Here is a 20,759-nt window from a genome sequence, read left to right on the forward strand (position 1 = left end):
AATCGACGATATAATCAGGGGGGATGCCGGATGAGACTGGTATCGGCACAGGATTTTGATTTGCGGCGGGAAGTCGAATACGGATCGCCGGAGCAAAACGAAGCGGTCCGGGCGATCGTGAAGTCGGTCAAGGAGGAAGGCGACGCGGCGCTGCTCCGCTACACGGAGCAGTTTGACGGCATGAAGCTGGAGACGTCGGCGCTGCGCGTGACGCAAGAGGAACTGAAGGCGGCGTATGATGCCGTGGAGCCGTCGTTCGTGGCGGCGATTCAGGCGGCAGCCGAGAATATCCGCCTGTTCCACGCCCGGCAGAAGCGCAATTCCTGGATGGACCTGCAGCCGGACGGAAGCCTGCTCGGGCAGATCATCCGGCCGCTGAAACGGGTCGGCGTGTACGTGCCCGGGGGGAAAGCGGCATACCCTTCCTCCGTGCTGATGAACGTCATTCCCGCGCAGGTGGCGGGCGTGCCGGAGATCGTCATGGTGACGCCGCCGGCGACGGGCGGCAAAGCCGGAATCGACCCGTACATCCTCGTGGCCGCGGCGGAAGCCGGCGTGCACGAAATCTACCGGGTCGGCGGGGCCCAAGCGATTGCCGCGCTCGCTTACGGCACGGACGCCATCGCGCCCGTCGATAAAATCTGCGGGCCGGGCAACATCTACGTCGCGCTGGCGAAACGCGAAGTGTACGGCGTCGTCGATATCGACAGCATCGCCGGTCCCAGCGAAATCGCCGTGCTGGCCGACGACAGCGCCGATCCCGCCTATGTGGCGGCGGATCTGCTGTCCCAGGCCGAACACGACGAGATGGCGTCGGCGATCCTCGTGACGCCGTCGGAGGCGTTTGCGAAGGCGTGCCGGGCGGAGGTGGAGCGGCAGTTGGCCGCCCTGCCGCGCAAGACAATCGCCGGAGCTTCGATCGAGCGCTACGGCGCGATCATCCTGGTTGATTCGGTCGAGGCCGGAATCGACGTGATCAACAAGCTGGCGCCGGAGCATTTCGAGCTGATCGTGGACAATCCGATGGGCTATCTGGGACTGGTGGAAAATGCCGGCGCGATTTTCCTCGGGCCTTACAGCTCGGAGCCGGTGGGCGATTATTACGCCGGTCCGAACCATATCATTCCGACGAACGGCACGGCGAGGTTCTCGTCGCCGGTCGACGTGGACGATTTTATCAAGAAATCCAGCTTGATTTACTATAGCAAGGAAGCGCTCCTGCAGAACGGGGCGACCATCATGGAGCTGGCGCGGCGGGAAGGGCTGGAAGGCCATGCCCGGGCGATTGAAATCCGGCTGCGACAAGAAGGAAAGGCGGGAGAGAACGATGGCCAACGATAACGGGGAAGCAACGGTGCGCAAATCCGCCGTCAGCCGGAAAACGAACGAAACCGACATTCAACTGGCTTTTGCGGTAGACGGGAGCGGGGATGCCCAACTGGAGACGGACGTGCCCTTTTTGAATCATATGCTCGATTTGTTCGCCAAGCACGGACATTTTGATCTGGCGGTGCAGGCGCGCGGCGATATCGACATCGACGACCACCATACCGTCGAGGATATCGGCATTTGCTTGGGCCAGGTGATCCGGGAAGCGCTCGGCGACAAAAAAGGAATCAAGCGTTATGCCAGCGTGTTTATTCCGATGGACGAAGCGCTCGCTCAAGTCGTCATCGACGTGAGCAACCGCCCGCATTTCGAATACCGCGCGGCGTATCCTTCCGATCGGGTGGGCAGCTTCGACGTTCAGCTCGTCCATGAGTTTCTGTGGAAGCTGGCTTTGGAGGCGCGGATCACGCTGCACGTGATCGTGCATTACGGCCAGAACACGCACCACATGATCGAGGCGGTGTTCAAAGCATTGGGCCGGGCGCTCGACGAGGCCACGAGCATCGATCCGCGCGTCAGCGGCGTGCCGTCGACGAAGGGAGTGCTGTAGCCGATGAAGATCGCTATCGTCGATTACGGGATGGGCAACCTGCATAGCGTAAGCAAAGCGGTGGAGCGCCTCGGCTACGAGGGCTTCGTCACCGGAGACGAGGCGCGGATTCTGGCGTCGGACGGCGTGCTGCTGCCGGGCGTCGGAGCTTTCGGCGACGCGATGGAGCATCTGCGCGCCTCGGGCTTGGACGCCGTGGTGCGGCAGGCGGCCGCCGGGGGCACGCCGCTGCTCGGCATTTGCCTCGGGATGCAGCTGCTCTTCGACGAGAGCGAAGAGCATGGGCGGAACGAGGGGCTGGGCCTGCTGCCGGGCAAGGCGGTGCGGTTTGCGGGCACCGAAGGCTACAAGGTGCCGCATATGGGATGGAACCGGCTGGAGTTCCGGCAGCCGGGCAATCTGCTGCTCGCGGGCCTCGAGGAGGGACACGTGTACTTCGTCCACTCTTACCACGTGCTGCCCGAGCAGCAGGGGGATGTGCTGGCCGTGACGGACTACGGCCATCCGGTGACCGCCATCGTCGGCCGCGGCAACGTGTTCGGGATGCAGTTCCATCCCGAAAAAAGCGGCGAGCTCGGCATGGCGCTGCTGCGCAATTTCCTGGCGCTGGCGGAGCGGCAGGCGGGCTGATGCCCGTCCCGCAAAGGGATTCGACTAGTGCGGGAACGAGGCGCCAGAAGAGTGCATGGCAGCAGCGTCAGCGCCCGGCCCTTGCCTGGCGACAGGGTGTTTGAACAGCAGCGTTCGGCCTTGAGCCGGCATGGAACCAAACGAATTAGCGGTAATTTGTGGCCTTATTTTAGCCGTTTGGCGGGTTTGCCGAACAATAGCGGTACAAAATAGCCTTATTTCGTGGGAGAGCGCCCAATAGGACCCCAATCGCTCGAGTCTGCCGAAATAAGACCAAAAATTACCGCTATCGATTAAGAATAGCGGGAGGAAGATCAACCGATGTCATCATTTATCATTTATCCGGCCATCGATATTCGCGGCGGCCAATGCGTGCGCCTCGTTCAAGGCGACTATGACCGCGAGACCGTCTATAACGCCAATCCGGTGGAGGTCGCCCGCTCGTGGGAAGCCCAGGGCGGGGCGTTTATCCATGTGGTCGACTTGGACGGAGCCAAAGCGGGGCATCCCGTCAATGACGCGCTGATCGGCGAAATCGCCCGCAGCGTGCAGGTGCCGGTACAGGTCGGCGGCGGAATGCGCACGTTGGACGACGTGAAGCGGCTGCTGTCGCTCGGCGTGAGCCGGGTCATTCTTGGCACGGCGGCGATCGAGGATCGCGCATTTACCGAGGCGGTGCTCGGCACATACGGCGATCAAGTGGCGATCGGCATCGACGCCCGGGACGGGTTCGTCGCCACGCGCGGCTGGCTGGAAACGTCCGAGGTGCAGGCCGAAGCGTTGGCCAAGGAGCTCGCGGCCAAAGGAGCGGAGACGTTTATCTTCACCGACATCTCCCGCGACGGGATGATGCAGGGGCCAAACGTCGAAGCGATCCGCTCGCTCGCCAGGGCTTCCGGCAAGACGGTGATCGCCTCCGGCGGCGTGACGGTGCAGGACGATTTGCTGCGGCTGGCCGAATATGCCGGCCAAGGGGTCGGCGGCGCCATCGTCGGCAAAGCGCTGTATACCGGCAGCATCGAATTGGCCCAGGCCATCAGGGCCATCGGAGTTTTGCAATAACGGGGCGATCGTAAGAACATTTCGCAAGGCTGCCCTACTCCGTAAATTCAATAGTTCAACTGATAAAGATAGAGTCGAACGAAGAAAGGAAGTCGAACCGACATGCTCGCAAAGCGTATTATTCCCTGCCTGGACGTGAAGGACGGGCGGGTCGTCAAAGGCGTGAACTTTGTAAACCTCCGCGATGCCGGCGATCCGGTGGAGCTGGCGGCGCTGTATGATCGCGAGGGGGCCGATGAGCTCGTGTTCCTGGACATTTCCGCCTCGCACGAAGGCCGGGCGACGATGATCGAGGTCGTCAAGCAGACGGCCGGCGAAATCGCCATCCCGTTTACGGTCGGCGGCGGGATCTCCCAGGTGGACGACATGAAGCGCCTGCTGCGGGCCGGGGCCGACAAAATCGGCATCAACACGGCAGCGGTGGTCAACCCCGAGCTGATCTCGGACGGAGCGCGCCGCTTTGGTTCCCAGTGCATCGTGGTGGCCGTGGACGCCAAATACAACGCCGAATGGGGCGAATGGGAAGTGTACACCCACGGCGGACGCAAAAGGGCGGGCATCCGGGCGATGGCCTGGGTGCAGGAGGCCGAGAAGCGGGGCGCCGGGGAAATTTTGCTGACGAGCATGGACGCCGACGGCACCAAGGACGGATTCGATCTGCCGCTGACGCGCGCGGTCAGCCGGGCGGTGGGCATTCCGGTCATCGCCTCGGGCGGGGCCGGGCGGATCGACGATTTTTACGAAGTATTCACCGAAGGACAGGCGGACGCGGCGCTGGCGGCGACGATTTTTCATTATAAGGAAATTGCGTTGCCCGATCTAAAACAAGATTTGAAAGCCAAAGGGGTGGAGATACGATGACGACGGCGGACAAACAGCCGCTCCGGTTATCGCTTTCGATGGAGGAACTGGAGCAGGCGGTCAAATGGGATGCGAACGGACTTGTTCCGGCGATCGTGCAGGACGCCGGCAACAAAGAGGTGCTGATGCTGGCTTACATGAATCGCGAATCGATGCAGAAATCCGTGGAGTCGGGATTAACCTGGTTCTGGAGCCGGTCCCGCGCCGAGCTGTGGAATAAAGGGGCGACCTCCGGCAATACCCAGCAAATCACGGCGCTGCGCTATGATTGCGACGGCGATACGCTGCTGGTCGAGGTTGTAGCGAACGGGCCGGCTTGCCACACCGGAGAAACGACTTGCTTCTATCGCACGGCGGCGACGGCCGAAGCGGCGGCATCCTCCTCCGAAGGAACCGGCGGCGGGGCGGGAGTTGACGAACGATTCAAGGTGCTCGCCGAGCTGGAGCGGTTGATCGCCGAGCGTTATACGGAGCGCCCGGAAGGGGCATATACGACGTATTTGTTCGAGAAAGGCCTCGATAAAATCCTCAAAAAAGTCGGCGAGGAAACCGCGGAATCGATCATTGCGGCCAAAAACGGCGACAACGACGAGCTGCGTTATGAGGTCAGCGACCTGATCTATCACCTGCTGGTGCTGCTGCGCGAGCGGAGCCTGCCGCTGGACGAGATCATGCAAGAGCTGGAGCGCCGCCACGAGCGTCCGCGGCGCGACTAAGGCTGGGGGGCGCGAGAACATGCTGATCGATTACCACACGCATCATGAACGCTGCGGCCATGCCGTCGGCACGTTGGAGCAATACATCCGGCGGGGCATCGAAATCGGCTTGTCCCAGATCGGCGTATCGGACCACATGCCGCTCTTGCATGTGGATCCGGCCAAGTATTATCCGGAAATGGCCATGCCGATGGAGGAGCTGCCGCGCTACGTGGAAGAGGCTTTGTCGCTGAAGGAAAAATACCGCGGGCAAATCGACGTCAGGGTCGGCCTGGAAGGCGATTATATCCAAGGCTGGGAAGAGCAAATCGGGAAGATCGTCGCGGCGTATCCATGGGATTACGTGGTCGGCTCGGTGCATTTTCTCGGGGAATGGGACGTCTCGGATTTCCGGCAGGTGCATAACTGGGAAGGCCAGGACGTTTTTGCGGTGTACCGGCGTTATTACGAGGCCGTGTCCCAAGCGGCCCAAACGGGTTTATACGATATCATGGGCCATCTCGACGTGATCAAGCGGTTTGGCTATAAGCCGGAGCCCGCATTGCAGGAGGAGACGGCGCGGTTGGAACGTCTGGCCTTGGCTGCGGTAGCCGAAGCCGGGGTGGCCATGGAGCTGAACGCCTCCGGCTTGTCCAAGCCTTGCGCGGAAATGTTCCCGAGCGAGCGGGTTTTGCGGGAAGCGATCCAAATGGGGATTCCGCTTACCGTAGGGTCCGACGCGCATGATCCCCAAAAGCTGAGCGAGCATCTGGATACGGCGCGACGCACGTTGTACGACCTGGGCGTCCGGGAACTGGCGACCTTTGAAGGACGCAAGCGGACCATGATTCCGCTGGAACCGGCATAACTTATCTAAGTCGCCGGCTGGACGCCTATCGGAAATCCATGTACGATGAGAGGGAAGACGCGGTCGAGTTCCTATTCGATCGAATCGGGAGGATGTTATGGTAGCCAAAATGCGTATTTTTTCCGGCTCGTCCAATCCGACGCTGGTGGCGGACATTTGCAGCCGGCTGGGCGTCGAGCCCGGAAAGGTCAAGCTGTCGCGGTTCAAAAGCGGGGAGATTTACGTCCACTACGAGGAGAGTATCCGCAATTCCGACGTGTTTCTGGTGCAGTCGCTGGCCCATCCGATCAACGAGCTGTTCGTGGAGCTTCTGGTGATGATCGACGCCGCCAAGCGTGCGTCTGCCCGGACGGTCAACATCATCATGCCGTATTACGGCTATGCCCGACAGGAACGGAAGTCCGCGCCCCGGGAGCCGATTTCGGCGAAAATGCTCGCGGACGTGCTGACGACGGCGGGAGCGAGCCGGGTCGTGACGATCGATTTGCACGCGCCGGCGATTCAAGGCTTCTTCAACATTCCCGTCGATCATTTGACCGCCCTGGACCTGATGACGGATTACTTGCGGGCCCAAAACATTCCGAATCCCGTGATCGTGTCTCCGGACGCAGGACGGGCCTCGATGGCGGAGAAGCTGGCCAACGGGCTGGATTCGCCGTTCGCGATCATGATCAAGAAACGGCCCGCACATAACGAGTCGGTCATCACGCACGTAATCGGCGACGTTGCCGGGCATACTCCGATCATTATCGAGGACTTGATCGATACCGGCTCCACGATCGTCAATGTCGTGGAAGGGTTGAAGGAGCGGGGAGCGGAGGATGCGTACGTGTGCGCGACGCACGGGCTATTTTCCGGAAATGCCCTGGATAAACTCCGGCACCCGAATATCCGCCAGGTGGTGATCACCGATTCGATTGCCCAGCCGGAGCTGCATTCGTCCCATGTCCAGGTGCTATCCGTAGCGCCGATGCTGGCCAGAGCCACGCAGTTCATCATGGAGGGCGGATCGATCGCCGCTTTGTTCAAGGATCGAGGAATTTAAAAGTTTGGCAGAACCGCCCGCTTGGGCGGTTTTTTTGTTTACGCCAAGACCGATCTCCGATAAAATGAATATGGAATTTATGGGATATAAAGGGAATGTCCTGTGTGCTTTGATTACCTTAGACTAATTCTTTCTCTTCTTTGCGGCTTTGGCTTCCGCTTTGCGGAGGTTTTCCGCGGCCCGGAATAGGACGACCCTGCGGACGAGGTCCAGAGGAAGCGGCTGGTCGTGCGGAAATTGCGCGGACCCTTTGGCTTTTTTGTACGGGGCGAGCTCCTCCTGGAATTCCTCGATGCCGCTTGGGGTCGGGTAAAACCCGGTGTGTTTCTTAAATGCCGCAAAATGTACCAGGTTCTGGCCGTGCAACTCGAAAGTAGGCATTTGATAGCTGATTTTCTCGGTGGCGTCCGGCGCGGATTCCCGGATCACTTGGCGGATTTGCTGCAGCTTGTCCTGGATGTCCGGCGGATACTGAACCATGTATTCGTCGATCGTGGCAAAACCCGATTTGTTATCTTCCATTCAGCTTCAAACGGCTCCTTTCGGATAGGGATTTATTTTCTTCTTCTGGCATACCCGAAGATGGACCATACCGCATAGAGCAACAGTACAATGACCAGGGCGGCGATGATCGTATTCTCCCAGACAAAAGTCATTTTGGACGAAGCTCCTTTCTCCGCAAGTTAACTCTATGATTCGACTACGGAGGCCGGTTCTCCTTTTGTCTCCGGAAATCCGTTATTTTCCGCCAAGGATTCCCCGTGGGAGGACAGCTTCACCTATGGTATACTGTGGGATGGAGAGTTTACGTTGATGGACGAAATCGAACCGGCATCCTTGGAATTGCGTTTGATATCATGACGGAATGCGGGGATGAGGATATGAATAAGAACGTTATAAAGGGAGGTGCCTTGCTTGAAAGAGAAAAAACGACCGGCCGGAAACAAACGGAGTAAAGTGCTGCCGATCTCGATGGATGCGGGGTTTTTCTTTGAGAGAGCCGTCTCTTCGTTGGACCGCTATCGCTATGACAAGGCATTGAAATATTTTCGCAAGGCCGTGGAATTCGAACCGGGAAATCCGGTGAACCACTGCAATATGGCCGGGATTTTATCGGAAATGGGAGATTACGAGGCTTCCAATGCCGTATTAACGACCGTTCTGCAGGAGATTGACCCGACCATGACGGAATGTTATTTCTACATGGCCAATAATTACGCGAACATGGATTTATTCGAGGCGGCGGAGGAAGCGCTGGTCACGTATTTAGAAGAGGACGAGAGCGGCCAGTTCCTGACCGAAGCGGAGGAAATGATCGACCTGCTGCAATACGAGCTGGATCGGCCGACCAAGCTGAAAAGCATCAAATCCCGGGAGGGCGTGTACGAGCATGATCAAGCGAGAGCCTTGCTGGAGGAAGGAAAGTTTGCCCAAGCGGTAAAAATCCTCGAGGAGCTTGTGCGGAACCGCCCCGATTTCCTGGCTGCCCGCAATAATCTGGCGTTAGGTTACTATTATCTCGGCTTGTTCCGCAAAGCGATGGATACGGTGGGCGAGGTGCTGTCCCAGGATCCCGGCAATTTGCACGGCTTGTGCAATCTGGCGATCTTCCATCAGCATGAAGGGAACCGGGAGGCGTTGGATGAACTGGCGGAGCGCCTCTGCAACGTCGTGCCGTTCCACCAGGAGCATGTGTTCAAGCTTGCGACGACGATGGGGATCTTGGGCAACCATGAAGCGGCATTCGGCCATTTCAAACGGTTGCTGAAGAATGGGGAAATGGTCGGAGAGCCCAGCCTGTACCATTATGCGGCGGTAGCCGCTTATCATACCGGGCGGTATTCCGAAGCCCGCAAGCTGTGGCATTCGGCCAAAAAAATGGATCCCGGTTCGGGAGTACCCGAGTTCTATTTAAGCCGTTTGACGGAAGAACGCCGGAATCCCGGAGTAAAACACTTTCCGGTGAGTTACCAATACCTGCTGCCTTTCGAAGAACAGTTGAAGCGATGGGAGCATGAGGAGAACGCCATTCCGGCCGATTTGAAGGAGAATCCGCTGATCCGGTCTTCGTTCTTCTGGGCGCTGCGTCATGGGGATGCGAAGACGAAGCTGCAGGTGATTCAGGCGCTGGGCCTGATCGCCGACCGGGAGGTCGAGGAAGCGCTGCAGGAATTCCTGCTGGAGCCGGAGGAAGACGCCTATTTGAAGGACATGGCTTTGTTCGTGCTCCGCAATCTCGGCGTCAACAAGCCGCTGGTGGTCCGTTCCGGCAGCACCACGACGATGGTCGATCCCAGCCGGGTTTCGAGCCAACTGCCGGTGTGGCGGAGCGAATGGCAAGCCGTCGTCGACCTGGCGATGCAGCAGATGCGACGCAGCTTCGATCTTCAGCAGCAGCATGATATGGAGACGTTGTGGGTGGATTTTCTCACCCGGTTGTATCCGGAAACGCCCGCCATTTCACATTCGGAGGGCTGGGCTGCGGCGCTGGAATATTTGACGGCCAAAATGCACCGTTGCTCCGTCACGTATGAGCAAGTGGCGAAGAAATACAATATTTCCGCATCGACGGCCCGCCGGTACGTAAGCCGGGTGGATGAGGTGTGCGGCGTCAAGGAGAAGATCGAGGCGATTTTTCCGTCGGTCCAATAATTTGCGGGTAAAGCTAGTCCAACTTGGGGAAAACTTGATAGAGTAATCAATTTACAGTGCGTGTTCAAAAAGTCGGCTTTTCAGCACCGAGAAGCTTGGATCTTCAAAAGATGACTTTTTGAACAACCTCTTACATAGGAATTGATTTGTTTATTTCTAAGAAACCAAGGAGGTACGAACGGATGCACAAAGCGTTGGTAATCGGAACGGGGCCGGCCGGATTGACGGCGGCGATTTATTTGGCACGGGCCAATCTGAGCCCGGTCGTGATCGAAGGGCTGGAGCCTGGGGGACAGTTGACCACGACGACGGAAGTGGAGAACTTCCCGGGGTTTCCGGAGGGCATCATGGGCCCGGAGCTCATGGACAACATGCGGAAGCAAGCGGAACGCTTCGGCGCGGAGTTTCTGACCGGATGGGTCACGCAAGTGGACTTCTCGAAACGTCCGTTTAAGGTGACGGTGGAAGGCGGCAAGGACCTGGAAGCCGAAGCGGTCATTTTGTCGACGGGAGCGTCGGCGAAATATTTGGGCATTCCCGGCGAGCAGGAAAACGTCGGCCGGGGCGTCAGCACCTGCGCGACTTGCGACGGGTTCTTTTTCCGCGGGAAAAAGCTCATCGTTGTGGGCGGCGGCGACTCCGCGATGGAGGAAGCGAATTTCCTGACGCGCTTCGCCACGGAAGTCACGCTGGTGCATCGGCGGGAAGAGCTGCGCGCCTCGAAGATCATGCAGGACCGCGCCAGGGACAACGAGAAAGTCCGGTTCGCGCTGAACCGCACGCCGCTGGAAGTGGCTACGGACGATAGCGGCAAGGTGAAAGGGCTGAAGGTGCGAGACAATGCCGGCGGCCAGGAGGAACTGCTGGAAGCGGACGGGGTGTTCGTGGCGATCGGCCATACGCCGAACACGAAGTTCCTGAGCGGGGCGGTTGAAACCGACGACCACGGATACATCGTCGTCAAGCCGGGAACGACGGAGACGAACGTGCCGGGCGTATTCGCTTGCGGCGACGTACAGGATACGCGCTATCGCCAGGCGATTACCGCGGCCGGGTCCGGCTGTATGGCGGCGATGGACTGCGAGAAATTCCTGGAAGGCAGCATGGTGCATGATTGGAGCGGGCCGACGGGCTCGTGACTCGTGAGGGAAGACAGATGGCCGTCAATCGCCAACGAGATACGGAGCTTGCTAACCCATAATTAAGGGTAAAAAAGGGCCTTATTTGGGCGGAAAGGCGGGTTATGGGTGAAATAAGGGCATTTTATGGCCCTATATTCGCTGAAGCCTGAAAAAGAGCTGTATGTAGCGGCCTGCTAGGGAAATAAGGCCATAATTTACCCTTATTTTGCGAGGATCGTGCAGATAGGACGAAATAAGGCCCAAAAAGTCCTCTATTTTCGGCACGGTTTTAGAATAGCAGCAGACGAACAAAGAAAGGACGCCGGGCGGCGTCCTTTTTCATGTGGTAAGCACAGCTGTTTTGATCGTACGGCCGCAGATAACGGTACATGAATTCGATCCGGACCTTTTGACGGCCACGGTCAGCCGCGCACGACCGAGCAATGCGCTAGATCCACCCGTTCTCCTCGGCTAAACGAATGGCCTCGATGCGGCTTTTGACTTCCAGCTTGTTCAAAATTTCCGAAATATAATTGCGGACGGTTCCGTAGGAAAGGTGCAGGGCTGCGGCGATTTCGCCGGCGGTGCGCCCCTCGGCGGCCAGCCGGAGGATCTCCTGCTCTCGCGCGGTCAACGGGTTGTCCCGGCGGACGTTGCCGAAGATCAGCTCCGGCGAGGCCTCGCGGTGGCCGGCCATAACCCGGCGGATCGCTTCCGCCAGGCGGTCGCTGGACTCGTCCTTGAGCAGGTAGCCCTGAACTCCCGTTTTGACGGCGCGTTCGAAATAACCCGGCCGGGCGAACGTCGTCAGGATGATGACGCGGCACGGCGAGCCCTGAGCCTGCAGCTTCTCGGCCACGTCAAGCCCGCTCATCAGCGGCATCTCGATGTCCATCAGGCAGACGTCCGGCCGCAGAGCTTCAACGAGCGCCAACGCCTCTGCGCCGTCCCCGGCCTGGCCGACGACCTCAAGGTCGTCCTCCAGGTCCAACAGGGAGGCGAGCGCGCCCCGCAGCATCCGTTGGTCTTCGGCGATCACGATGCGAATCATGCGGTTTCACCTTCTTTGTCGGCTTCTTTGACGATCAGCGGGACGGCGATTCGCAGCCGGGTGCCCTGGCCGGAGCTGACTGCGACGCCATCGCCGTCTTTGCCGGCACCGCTGCCGCTTTCCCGGCTTTCTTCTCCGCCCCCTGAGCCGAGGGTCAATGAGCCGTCGATCAGCGACAGGCGCTCCGCCATGCCTTTCAGGCCGTTGCCCGAGGGGCCTCCGGCAGGCGGCAGGAACCTTCCGCTACCGCCCGCGTCCCTCGCAGAGAGGCCGATCCCGTCGTCCTCGATCAGAAGCCGCACCTCGGCCGGGGCCGTTTCGACCGTGACGGCGCAGCGGGTGGCCCGGCTATGCTTGACGATGTTCGTCACCGCCTCTTTGATGCAGAGGCTGACGATGTTTTGCGTCAAATCCGACACGCCTGCCAGCCGCGGGTCGCCTTCCACGTCGAAGGCGATGTCGGCCGCGCGCAGAATCTCGCCGGCCTCCGCCAGCGCTTCGGCAACCGTCACGGCGCGCATGTCGGAGACGAGCTCCCGCACCTGCCGCAGCGCCGCCCGGGACGTGCGCTGGATTTCGCGCGCCTCGGCCTGGGCCCGCTCGGTGTCTTTGGCCGCGAGCTTCTCGACCAGCTGGCTTTTGAGCGTGATCAGGGATAACGTATGGCCCAGCGTGTCGTGCAAATCGCGGGCGATCCGCATGCGCTCCTCGCGTTTGACCAGCTCCTTGATCCGCTCATGGGCCCGGTCGAGCTCCTGCTCCAGCTGCTGCCGTCGGTTCATCGAACGGATGCCGTAAGGCATGACCACCATGATGAGCAGAAACGGCAGCAGGAACGGTAGGTCGCTTGTTGCCAATTGCCCGAGGGAGAAAAGTAGCGACAGCAGCTCCACCGCGGCAAAGGAGAGAATGGCGACATTGAATCTCCGGTTGTCGGTGTACCAGCCGATGAAGTTGGACGTGAAAAATCCCAAATAAAAGTTGTAAGGATTATAAAACGCGCAGAGCGCAAGGATGAGCGCCATTTGCAAAGCGAGCCAAAAGTTGAATATCCCGCCGGAAGCAAAGTAAAGCTGCCGGTACGTCACCGCAAACAGGGCGATCATCCCGTAACCGATCAGCAGCTTGATCCCTTGCTCATCCCGGATGTTGACGATGGGCAATACGAGGTAAATCGGCCAGATATACGGGAACCAGCCGTATTTCTTAGGAAACAATTGGAACTTGCCGAGCGTCATGCTGTATTACACCGCTTCCTGTTTTTTTCGGATATAAGTGGATAGTACCATAAACAGGAAGAGGTAGCCCAGTAAAATCAACACGTTGCTCCAGCTTGGAGCTTCTCCGCGGATGATCGCCCATGCGCCGTTGCCGAACTGGTAGGATGGCAGCCATTTTCCGATCGACTGCATGACGCGCGGCAAAATCTCCATCGGCATCCACATGCCGCCCATGACGGCGAGCACGAGGTAAAGCACATTGCTGACGCCGCTGGCCGTATCCACGCGTTTCATCAAGCCGACCAGCGTGCCCAGCGCGAGAAAGGGTAGCGAACCGGCGAGGATCCACAGGCCGCTGCAAATCCAGGTAAGCGGAGACAGCGAAACCCCGTTGATTAGATAGCCGGCGAGAAAAATAAACGCGATGGAAAACAGATGCATCATGGTTTGGCCGAACATCTTTCCGAGAAAATATACCGGACCCGGCAGCGGCGTGATCCGCATGAAGGTCGACCACCCTTGAGTCCGCTCCTGTACCAGCCGAATGCCCAGCGTCATGATCGCCGATCCCATCACGCTGAACGTCGTCATCGACATCAGATAGTGCGCCTGCCACTCGCCGGGATCGTCGGTGCCGGTATTCACCACTTTGGTGAAGATAAAATAGAACAAAATCGGCATCATCAGCGACCAGAATACATAATAAGGATTGCGAAAAACGCGTAAAATCTCCGCCTTGCCCTGCATCGTCAACGTCCGCATCGTTACACCGCCTCCTCTTCATGATTCGCCGTGAGTTGTTCAAAGGCCTCGTCCAGCCGGCCTTGGTCGATCCGCACGTCCCGTACGGGCACTCCGGCCGTGAACAGCGCGGCCAGCGCCGCATCGGTGTCTTCGGTGGTCACGTGGATGCGGCCGTCTTTGTCGAAGCATTCCGCGACCGGGGGGAGCCCCAGCAGCTTGCTGCGCAGCTCGGGATCGTCGCGGTCGAGGCGGAAGGAGACCGAGCGTTTGACGATGCGGGCCTTGATCGCTTCCGGCGTGCCGTCGGCCACCAGGCTGCCCCGGTTGAACAACAGGATCCGATCGGCGATGTCGTCGGCTTCCTGCAGGTAGTGCGTCGTGAAGACGATCGTTTTGCCCTGATCGGCCAAATGGCGAACGCTGTCCCAGAAGCGCCGCCGGGCGGTGATGTCGAGCCCGACCGTCGGCTCGTCGAAGAACACCAGTTCGGGATTGCCGGCCAAGGCCAACGCGAACCCGAGGCTGCGTTTCTGTCCGCCGGACAGCTTCTCGGCGTACCGGTTCAAATCGCCGGGACTAAGCCCGGTCAGGCGGGCCAGCTCGGCCAGCTCCATCGGATGCGGGTAGTAGCTGCGGATCAGTTCCAGCACCTCTCGCACCTTCAGCCGGTCCATGACGCTGACCTCCTGCAGCATCGCGCCGGTTTTTTCACGGACCGTCCGGTCCTTCGGCGCATGGCCGAACAACTTGACGCTCCCTGCCGAGGGATCGAGCAAGCCGAGCAGCATTAAGATCGCGGTCGTTTTCCCCGCGCCGTTCGGGCCGAGGATGGCGGTGATCGTGCCTTTGGGAATGCGGAAAGAAATATCGTCGACCGCTTTTTTGTCCTTGAAGCTTTTGCTGACTCCGTTCATTTCAATAATGGGTTCCACGCGAAAATTCGCCTCCATATCCTTGATGCTTCAAGGATATAAGAATCGCGGGAGCTCCGTTAGTAAGGACTGTCATGGAATGCGGATGACAATTGTCATGAATTAGGATCCGCTTAAATCCACTCGCCGTCCCCGGGGATCGTTACGCGCTGCGCGAGCCCCTTCTCTTCAAGGCGCAGCCGCAGGTCGTCGCGGGTAACAAGGCAGTGGTTGATCGCCTCCATATGCACGGCGACCACCCGGGCATCCGGGGCGTGACGGCAAACGCGAACCACGTCGTCCGCGTCCATCGTGATCGGATCGCCGGCGTTGAAGCGGGCCCCGCCGGCATTGACGACGGCGACGTCCGGCCGGTGCCGGTCCAGCGCCTCGCGGACCTCGTCGCACCAAATCGTATCGCCGGCCAGATACAGCGCGGGTTCCCCGGGCGCCCGGAACACGATACCCGACACGGTTCCCATGCGTCGGCCGATCTCTCCGGTTCCGTGCCGTCCGCCCGTTCGCGCCAAGGAAATTTCCGTGCCATCCAGGGTTAGTTGGCCATGAACCGGTACGGTCCGGGTAAATCCTTGCGAACGGAGGCGCTCCTCGTCTTCCGGCTGGCAGTAGAGCGGGATCGACTTCGGCAGTGCCGCTGCCGCCGCCTCATCCCAGTGATCGGGATGAAGATGCGTGACGATCACGGCGTCGGGCCCTTGCCGCAGCCAATGTTCCTTCCGGTGCGGGAGCGGCACGAGCGGGTTGCGCCGGTTGTTCGGCGTATCGGGAATCGGCGGCATGGCTCCGGCTTCCCCGAGCATCGGATCGATCAGGAACCGACGGTCCCCGTATTCCAGCCACAAGGCGGTATGACGAATCAATTGCAGTTTCACGGAAAACCCCCCTTATTTTCAGAAAAGTTATTTGCTACAATTCCATTGTAAAAGAGAGCGGCGTGGTCTCCCATAACCCGGTGAAAGGGATTGGCGCAAACGGCTTTCGCCATGAAAGGATGTGGTTTGGATGAACTTTGCTTCCGAGTTGGATGAGATCGATTTGCGATTGCTGCGGATCCTGATGGAGGACGCCGGTCTTTCCTTCAAAGAGATCGGTACGCGGGTGCATCTGACCGGACAAGCGGTGGGGGCCCGGGTACGCAAGCTGCAGGACCTGGGCGTGATCGAAGGCTTCACGGTACGGTGGAACCCGGAGCGGATCGGCCTTGCGGTACACGCCTTCGTGACGGTGTTCTTGAATTCCGGCGCCTCCCACAAGCGGTTTCAGAGCTTTGTCGCCGAAAACGACAGCATTATCGAAGCGCACCGGGTCAGCGGCGAAGGCTGCTATTGGATGCGGATGCAGGTCGCGTCGCCGGCCGCGCTGAGCGAACTGCTGGACGAGCTGCTGGCTATCGGCAATTATAAGGTGAGCCTGTCGATCGAGCGCTTAAAGTGAGAAGGACGCGATAAAATAGGGGGACATTTCATTAGAACAAAAAGACGCCGCTCGCGTCTTTTTTTGCGTATACGTTCATCGCAGCGAAACTTTCGAGCGGTTGGGGCGCTTCGTGCACTGCGAGGATCAGCGTAGGCGGTGCCGATAGGATCGGCGGCATAGCAACGATATGCACGGAACAAGATCCAAAAATAGTGGAGTTTTTCCCAATGATCGGTTCCTTATGGACTAGGACTATCTGCTCTATAATATGTATGCGGTTACAAAAACCGAGGAATAATAATCAATAAAAAAAGGGGAGGCAAAGTATGAAACGTATGAAACGTGTTTTAGCCGGGATCTCTGCAATGCTCATGATGACTTCTGTTCTAGCGGCATGTGGAGGAAATTCGAATTCCAATTCGTCCAGCCCAAACTCCACAGCCCCATCAACGAATACCGCTGAGGCTCCAGCCAAAGGCGGCGAGAAAGTCACCATCAACCTCTGGAGCTTTACGGACGAGATTCCGAACATGACGACCAAGTATTTGGAAACGCATCCAGACGCGAATGTAGAGTTCAAAACGACAGTTATCGCAACCACTGACGGCGCTTACCAGCCTGCGCTTGACCAAGCTCTGGCCGGCGGCGGCAAAGATGCACCGGACATTTATGCTGCTGAAGCAGCCTTCGTGCTCAAGTATACGCAAGGCGATGCATCCAGCTATGCCGCGAACTACGCGGACCTGGGCCTTGACGATCAAAAGGTAAAAGATGCGGGAATCGCACAATACTCGGTTGATATCGGCAGCAAAGACGGCCAATTGAAGGGCCTGGGCTACCAAGCAACCGGCGGTGCCTTTATCTATCGCCGCTCGATCGCCAAGGACGTTTTCGGAACGGACGATCCGGCCGCCATCAAAAATGAAGTCGGACCTGGCTGGGACAAGTTCTTTGGGGCAGCAGAGAAACTGAAAGCCAAAGGATACGGCATCGTTTCCGGCGACGGCGATATGTGGCACGCCATCGAGAACAGCTCCGATAAAGGCTGGATTGTCGATGGAAAGCTTAGTATCGATCCGAAGCGCGAAGAGTTCCTGGATCTCTCCAAGAAGTTGAAAGACAACGGTTATCACAACGATACGACAGACTGGACGGAAGCCTGGTATGCCGATATGTCCGGCGCCGGCGCTCAACCGATCTTCGGTTTCTTCGGTCCCGCTTGGCTCATTAACTACGTCATGAACGGTCAAGTGAAAGACACGAACGGCGACTGGGCAGTTACCGAGCCGCCGACAGGGTTCTTCTGGGGTGGCACTTGGCTGCTCGCCAACAAAGACGTTACCAAGGACGAAGCCAAGAAAAAAGCCGTTGCCGACTTTATCAATTGGGTAACGCTCGATACTTCCGAAACGGGTCTCCAGTACTACTGGGCTAACGGCACGATGAAAGAGGGCGAACAAGGTACGAAGGACAGCGTGGCATCCTCCGTCGTTATGGCGAAATCCAATGGCGAAGTTCCATTGCTCGGCGGTCAGAACATGTTCGACATATTCGTTCCGGCTAACGCCAACGCTTCCGGTAAGAACTTGACTCAATACGACGAAACGATCAATAAACTCTGGCGTGACCAGACTCGTGAATACACGGCGGGCAACAAATCCCGCGACGATGCAATCAAAACCTTCAAACAACAAGTCAAAGACCAACTTGGCATCGACAGCGAATAAGAATACGCGGGAGATGCGAAGGGGCGGGCAATTACCCGCCCCTTTATATCAATGAAAGAGGTGAGAGCATGCGCCGCAAAGGTGTCAATTATACGAGATACGGCTACATTTTTACCTTGCCATTTGTATTGGCATTTTTGGTTTTTTCACTGTACCCGATTATCTACACTGCCGTCATCGGCTTCACGAATATGCAGGGGATCATACCTAAACCGTTGGAAATTCTTGATAACCCTTTCCAGAACTTCAAAGATTTAATATTTGAAAATGCCTCGTTCAAGAAATCCCTGATCAACACAGGGCTGCTCTGGATCGTCAACTTTATTCCACAGATGGGCCTTGCGTTATTGCTCACGGCATGGTTCACGAACAAACGCCTTAATGTCAAGGGACAAGGCGCGTTCAAGATCATGCTCTATATGCCGAATATTATCACTGCAAGTACGATTGCGGTGCTTTTTAGCTCTTTGTTTGCTTATCCGATGGGACCGATCAACAGTTTGTTCGAAATGTTTGGCTGGTCCGACGCTCCGATCTTCTTCCTTCAGGATAAGACGACCGCGCGAGGTATTGTATCTTTTATTCAATTCTGGATGTGGTACGGCAACACCATGATCATTCTGGTCGCAGGCGTTATGGGTATCAATCCGGCTATCTTTGAGTCCGCGGCGATTGACGGCGCGAACGGGTGGCAAACTTTTTTCCGTATCACGCTGCCAAGTCTTCGTACCATCTTGCTGTACACGTTGATTACGTCGATGATCGGCGGTTTGACCATGTTCGATATTCCGCAATTGTTCCTTCAAGGCGGACCGGACGACTCTACGCTTACAACATCGATGTTTATCTACGGGCAAGCGTTTAAAGGAAGTTATATGTACAATCGCGCGGCAGCGGCAAGTATGCTTCTGTTCATCATCGCGGCCCTTTTGTCCGCCGTATTGTTCTACCTGATGCGCGACCGCGATGCGGCGAAATTGAATAAAGTGATCAAACAGCAAAGAAAAGCTGAACGCGCAGCAGCTAAGGGGGAGGTATAAGCCATGGAAAGAATTAAGGAAGGCAGTGCCGTCGCCCTTAGAATCAATCGGACGATTGTTTATGTCGTGTGCATTTTGCTGGCGCTCCTCAGTATCCTTCCGTTTTGGATCATGTTCGTCAACGCCACGCGTTCCACGGCGGAAATCCAAAGCGGTCTCTCGCTACTCCCTTCGACCCACATGATGAGCAACCTGCAGGTGCTACTGGACAAGAGCTTCGATCCGCTTCAAGGGTTCATGAACTCGTTTATTATCTCGGCGTCGGCAACCCTTTTGACGGTCTATTTCTCGTCCCTGACAGCCTACGGGCTTGTGGCTTATAACTGGAAGCTGCGGCAACCGTTCTTTACCTTTATTATGGCCGTCATGCTGATTCCTGCTCAAGCCAGTTCGATCGGATTCTATCAGTTCATGTATAAAATACACTGGACGAACAACCTTTTACCTCTGATTTTACCGGCCATTGCAGCTCCGGCGGTCGTGTTCTTCATGCGCCAATACCTGCTGGGGACGCTCTCGTTGGAAATCGTGGAAGCTGCGCGCGTAGACGGTTCCGGCGAGTTCAAAACGTTCAATCGAATTATCCTGCCGCTGATGATGCCGGCTATCGCAACGCAGGCCATTTTTGCCTTCGTAGCGAACTGGAACAACCTGTTTATGCCACTCATTTTGTTGACGGACAAGAGTAAATATACGATGCCCATCATGGTCAGCTTGCTGCGCGGCGATATTTACAAAACGGAGTTCGGCTCGATTTACATGGGGCTGGCGTTGACGGCCTTGCCGTTGTTTGTGGTGTACTTCCTGTTATCCCGGTATATTATTGCCGGCGTAGCTTTGGGAGGCGTCAAAGAATAACCTCGTCAAGTTGGTTTCGAAGACGAGAGGGATCGCAAGAGTCGATCCCATCAAATACAGGCCTGTTGATTAGCTACGATGAGCAATTGCTTCATCTGGCTAATCAACAGGCCTTTTTTCGGTAACCGCATATCCTGCTGCCGACCGGACCTCTGCTTATATCGCTTTACGGCGGAAATACAGCATGCCGGCGGCCAGGAACAGCAGGAAGCTGCCCAGCACGGTTACAAATAAGCTTTCGTACGGCAGGTTGAACGCGCTGTAATCCTCCTGCCCGCGCGGCATCATGGCGAGCAGAGGCTGGGCCCAAGGGTAAAAGGGGCCGATCTTCGCCGAGTTGATGATCAGCAGGTTCGGAATCGTCAGCGAGACGTTGACGGCCAGCGGAGCGGCAAAGCTGGACCATACCAGCGACACGCCCAACTGCAGCGCCACGAGCGGCAAGCAAGCGATCAGGCCGCCGACTAAGCTGACGGCGATCATGTCCCAAGGGATGGGCCCCGCGATGCCTTGAATTTGGCCCACGATCAACAGCGCGGCGAAGAACAGCAGCTGGGATCCCGCGAGCAGCGTAACAACCACGGTAAACTTGGCCAAATACACCGCGCCGCGGGAGACGGGCAGTACCAGCAGTTGCTTCCAGCCGCCGCCGGTGTGCTCGTAGCGGCAAATGAACGACGGGAACAAGCCGGCCATGATCGGCAGGAACAGCAGCGCGTGCAGCATCGACATGGCGCTGATCAGAAGCGGCCAGGCCTCCGAACCGGCGCCGTCCGGAAGGTCGACCAGAGCGCCGATCAGGGCCGATAAGGCCGGGCTGGCCAGCAGCACGAGCCAAAGGCGGGACCGCGCCATTTTGAGGCGTTCCGCGGACAGGACGTTCAGGAATGTCTTCATC

Annotated in this window: 21 protein-coding genes; 14 read left to right on the forward strand and 7 right to left on the reverse strand. The window is 57.9% G+C overall.

The features are described from left to right. Positions 1-30 precede the first annotated feature (30 nt). The 8 genes from hisD (at position 31) to ACQ4N8_RS21385 (ending at position 7,100) form a co-directional block, all read left to right on the forward strand. Positions 31-1,341 carry a histidinol dehydrogenase gene (gene hisD, locus ACQ4N8_RS21350; RefSeq protein WP_430706363.1) on the forward strand — a complete coding sequence of 437 codons (1,311 nt, stop codon included), beginning with the start codon at positions 31-33 and terminating at the stop codon, positions 1,339-1,341. Further along, complete coding sequence (hisB, locus tag ACQ4N8_RS21355) at positions 1,328-1,939, forward strand: imidazoleglycerol-phosphate dehydratase HisB (RefSeq protein ID WP_430706364.1); 612 nt, start codon at positions 1,328-1,330, stop codon at positions 1,937-1,939. Before hisD ends, hisB begins: the two co-directional genes overlap by 14 nt. A 3-nt stretch (positions 1,940-1,942) precedes the next feature. Continuing rightward, positions 1,943-2,569, forward strand: a complete 627-nt coding sequence (gene hisH, locus ACQ4N8_RS21360) for an imidazole glycerol phosphate synthase subunit HisH (RefSeq protein WP_430706365.1) — start codon at positions 1,943-1,945, stop codon at positions 2,567-2,569. 321 nt (positions 2,570-2,890) lie between these two features. Then, positions 2,891-3,631, forward strand: coding sequence for a 1-(5-phosphoribosyl)-5-[(5-phosphoribosylamino)methylideneamino]imidazole-4-carboxamide isomerase (gene hisA, locus ACQ4N8_RS21365; RefSeq protein ID WP_430706366.1), 741 nt, complete (start codon positions 2,891-2,893; stop codon positions 3,629-3,631). A gap of 102 nt (positions 3,632-3,733) precedes the next feature. Beyond that, a complete protein-coding gene (hisF, locus tag ACQ4N8_RS21370; RefSeq protein WP_430706367.1) occupies positions 3,734-4,492 on the forward strand; it encodes an imidazole glycerol phosphate synthase subunit HisF in 759 nt (252 codons plus the stop codon). After that, entirely contained in the window at positions 4,489-5,208 is a 720-nt protein-coding gene (gene hisIE / locus ACQ4N8_RS21375; protein WP_430706368.1) for a bifunctional phosphoribosyl-AMP cyclohydrolase/phosphoribosyl-ATP diphosphatase HisIE, read from the forward strand. The genes hisF and hisIE overlap by 4 nt, the downstream gene beginning before the upstream one ends. A 19-nt stretch (positions 5,209-5,227) precedes the next feature. Beyond that, the gene (gene hisJ / locus ACQ4N8_RS21380; protein WP_430706369.1) at positions 5,228-6,055 is read left to right on the forward strand and encodes a histidinol-phosphatase HisJ; all 828 of its coding nucleotides are present in this window, start codon (positions 5,228-5,230) and stop codon (positions 6,053-6,055) included. 97 nt (positions 6,056-6,152) lie between these two features. After that, the gene (locus ACQ4N8_RS21385; RefSeq protein ID WP_430706370.1) at positions 6,153-7,100 is read left to right on the forward strand and encodes a ribose-phosphate diphosphokinase; all 948 of its coding nucleotides are present in this window, start codon (positions 6,153-6,155) and stop codon (positions 7,098-7,100) included. A 123-nt stretch (positions 7,101-7,223) separates the two neighbouring features. On the opposite strand, the gene ACQ4N8_RS21390 is transcribed toward ACQ4N8_RS21385, so the two are convergent. Beyond that, a complete protein-coding gene (locus ACQ4N8_RS21390; RefSeq protein WP_430706371.1) occupies positions 7,224-7,622 on the reverse strand; it encodes an iron chaperone in 399 nt (132 codons plus the stop codon). Between the two features lie 393 nt (positions 7,623-8,015). Between ACQ4N8_RS21390 and ACQ4N8_RS21395 the strand changes: the two genes are divergently transcribed. Both ACQ4N8_RS21395 and trxB read left to right on the forward strand, forming a co-directional pair. Beyond that, positions 8,016-9,752, forward strand: coding sequence for a tetratricopeptide repeat protein (locus ACQ4N8_RS21395; protein WP_430706372.1), 1,737 nt, complete (start codon positions 8,016-8,018; stop codon positions 9,750-9,752). Between the two features lie 182 nt (positions 9,753-9,934). Continuing rightward, positions 9,935-10,891 carry a thioredoxin-disulfide reductase gene (trxB, locus tag ACQ4N8_RS21400; RefSeq protein WP_430706373.1) on the forward strand — a complete coding sequence of 319 codons (957 nt, stop codon included), beginning with the start codon at positions 9,935-9,937 and terminating at the stop codon, positions 10,889-10,891. A 430-nt stretch (positions 10,892-11,321) separates the two neighbouring features. On the opposite strand, the gene ACQ4N8_RS21405 is transcribed toward trxB, so the two are convergent. The 5 genes from ACQ4N8_RS21405 to ACQ4N8_RS21425 all read right to left on the reverse strand — a co-directional run bounded on the left by ACQ4N8_RS21405 (position 11,322) and on the right by ACQ4N8_RS21425 (position 15,692). Further along, a complete protein-coding gene (locus ACQ4N8_RS21405) occupies positions 11,322-11,924 on the reverse strand; it encodes a response regulator transcription factor (protein WP_430706374.1) in 603 nt (200 codons plus the stop codon). Then, complete coding sequence (locus ACQ4N8_RS21410) at positions 11,921-13,162, reverse strand: sensor histidine kinase (protein ID WP_430706375.1); 1,242 nt, start codon at positions 13,160-13,162, stop codon at positions 11,921-11,923. Before ACQ4N8_RS21410 ends, ACQ4N8_RS21405 begins: the two co-directional genes overlap by 4 nt. A gap of 6 nt (positions 13,163-13,168) precedes the next feature. Beyond that, positions 13,169-13,906 carry an ABC transporter permease gene (locus ACQ4N8_RS21415; RefSeq protein WP_430706376.1) on the reverse strand — a complete coding sequence of 246 codons (738 nt, stop codon included), beginning with the start codon at positions 13,904-13,906 and terminating at the stop codon, positions 13,169-13,171. Between the two features lie 2 nt (positions 13,907-13,908). Continuing rightward, a complete protein-coding gene (locus ACQ4N8_RS21420) occupies positions 13,909-14,820 on the reverse strand; it encodes an ABC transporter ATP-binding protein (protein ID WP_430706377.1) in 912 nt (303 codons plus the stop codon). Between the two features lie 113 nt (positions 14,821-14,933). Continuing rightward, positions 14,934-15,692, reverse strand: a complete 759-nt coding sequence (locus ACQ4N8_RS21425) for an MBL fold metallo-hydrolase (protein ID WP_430706378.1) — start codon at positions 15,690-15,692, stop codon at positions 14,934-14,936. Positions 15,693-15,822: 130 nt separating this feature from the next. Here ACQ4N8_RS21425 and ACQ4N8_RS21430 point away from each other — a divergent pair, with 130 nt between their 5' ends. From ACQ4N8_RS21430 to ACQ4N8_RS21445, 4 genes are all read left to right on the forward strand, one after another. Then, positions 15,823-16,254, forward strand: coding sequence for an Lrp/AsnC family transcriptional regulator (locus ACQ4N8_RS21430; RefSeq protein ID WP_430706379.1), 432 nt, complete (start codon positions 15,823-15,825; stop codon positions 16,252-16,254). A 308-nt stretch (positions 16,255-16,562) separates the two neighbouring features. After that, the gene (locus ACQ4N8_RS21435; RefSeq protein WP_430706380.1) at positions 16,563-17,963 is read left to right on the forward strand and encodes an ABC transporter substrate-binding protein; all 1,401 of its coding nucleotides are present in this window, start codon (positions 16,563-16,565) and stop codon (positions 17,961-17,963) included. 68 nt (positions 17,964-18,031) lie between these two features. After that, positions 18,032-19,003: a carbohydrate ABC transporter permease gene (locus tag ACQ4N8_RS21440; protein ID WP_430706381.1), complete on the forward strand. Its 972-nt coding sequence runs from the start codon at positions 18,032-18,034 to the stop codon at positions 19,001-19,003. A gap of 3 nt (positions 19,004-19,006) precedes the next feature. Next, entirely contained in the window at positions 19,007-19,861 is an 855-nt protein-coding gene (locus tag ACQ4N8_RS21445) for a carbohydrate ABC transporter permease (RefSeq protein ID WP_430706382.1), read from the forward strand. A 156-nt stretch (positions 19,862-20,017) separates the two neighbouring features. Here the strand turns inward: ACQ4N8_RS21445 and ACQ4N8_RS21450 are convergent, their stop codons facing one another. Next, a complete protein-coding gene (locus ACQ4N8_RS21450; RefSeq protein ID WP_430706383.1) occupies positions 20,018-20,758 on the reverse strand; it encodes an ABC transporter permease in 741 nt (246 codons plus the stop codon). Between the last annotated feature and the right edge of the window lies 1 nt (position 20,759).

Origin of the sequence: Paenibacillus macerans (assembly GCF_050565405.1) — a bacterium.
GTDB classification, from domain to species: Bacteria; Bacillota; Bacilli; order Paenibacillales; family Paenibacillaceae; genus Fontibacillus; species Fontibacillus macerans_B.

Excerpts from the sequence above, each read along its gene's own strand:
- hisD (WP_430706363.1), top strand. The coding sequence starts at position 31 with ATGAGACTGGTATCGGCACAGGATTTTGATTTGCGGCGGGAAGTCGAA.
- hisB (WP_430706364.1), top strand. The coding sequence starts at position 1,328 with ATGGCCAACGATAACGGGGAAGCAACGGTGCGCAAATCCGCCGTCAGC.
- hisH (WP_430706365.1), top strand. The coding sequence starts at position 1,943 with ATGAAGATCGCTATCGTCGATTACGGGATGGGCAACCTGCATAGCGTA.
- hisA (WP_430706366.1), top strand. The coding sequence starts at position 2,891 with ATGTCATCATTTATCATTTATCCGGCCATCGATATTCGCGGCGGCCAA.
- hisF (WP_430706367.1), top strand. The coding sequence starts at position 3,734 with ATGCTCGCAAAGCGTATTATTCCCTGCCTGGACGTGAAGGACGGGCGG.
- hisIE (WP_430706368.1), top strand. The coding sequence starts at position 4,489 with ATGACGACGGCGGACAAACAGCCGCTCCGGTTATCGCTTTCGATGGAG.
- hisJ (WP_430706369.1), top strand. The coding sequence starts at position 5,228 with ATGCTGATCGATTACCACACGCATCATGAACGCTGCGGCCATGCCGTC.
- ACQ4N8_RS21385 (WP_430706370.1), top strand. The coding sequence starts at position 6,153 with ATGGTAGCCAAAATGCGTATTTTTTCCGGCTCGTCCAATCCGACGCTG.
- ACQ4N8_RS21390 (WP_430706371.1), bottom strand. The coding sequence starts at position 7,622 with ATGGAAGATAACAAATCGGGTTTTGCCACGATCGACGAATACATGGTT.
- trxB (WP_430706373.1), top strand. The coding sequence starts at position 9,935 with ATGCACAAAGCGTTGGTAATCGGAACGGGGCCGGCCGGATTGACGGCG.
- ACQ4N8_RS21405 (WP_430706374.1), bottom strand. The coding sequence starts at position 11,924 with ATGATTCGCATCGTGATCGCCGAAGACCAACGGATGCTGCGGGGCGCG.
- ACQ4N8_RS21410 (WP_430706375.1), bottom strand. The coding sequence starts at position 13,162 with ATGACGCTCGGCAAGTTCCAATTGTTTCCTAAGAAATACGGCTGGTTC.
- ACQ4N8_RS21415 (WP_430706376.1), bottom strand. The coding sequence starts at position 13,906 with ATGCGGACGTTGACGATGCAGGGCAAGGCGGAGATTTTACGCGTTTTT.
- ACQ4N8_RS21430 (WP_430706379.1), top strand. The coding sequence starts at position 15,823 with ATGAACTTTGCTTCCGAGTTGGATGAGATCGATTTGCGATTGCTGCGG.
- ACQ4N8_RS21435 (WP_430706380.1), top strand. The coding sequence starts at position 16,563 with ATGAAACGTATGAAACGTGTTTTAGCCGGGATCTCTGCAATGCTCATG.
- ACQ4N8_RS21440 (WP_430706381.1), top strand. The coding sequence starts at position 18,032 with ATGCGCCGCAAAGGTGTCAATTATACGAGATACGGCTACATTTTTACC.
- ACQ4N8_RS21445 (WP_430706382.1), top strand. The coding sequence starts at position 19,007 with ATGGAAAGAATTAAGGAAGGCAGTGCCGTCGCCCTTAGAATCAATCGG.
- ACQ4N8_RS21450 (WP_430706383.1), bottom strand. The coding sequence starts at position 20,758 with ATGAAGACATTCCTGAACGTCCTGTCCGCGGAACGCCTCAAAATGGCG.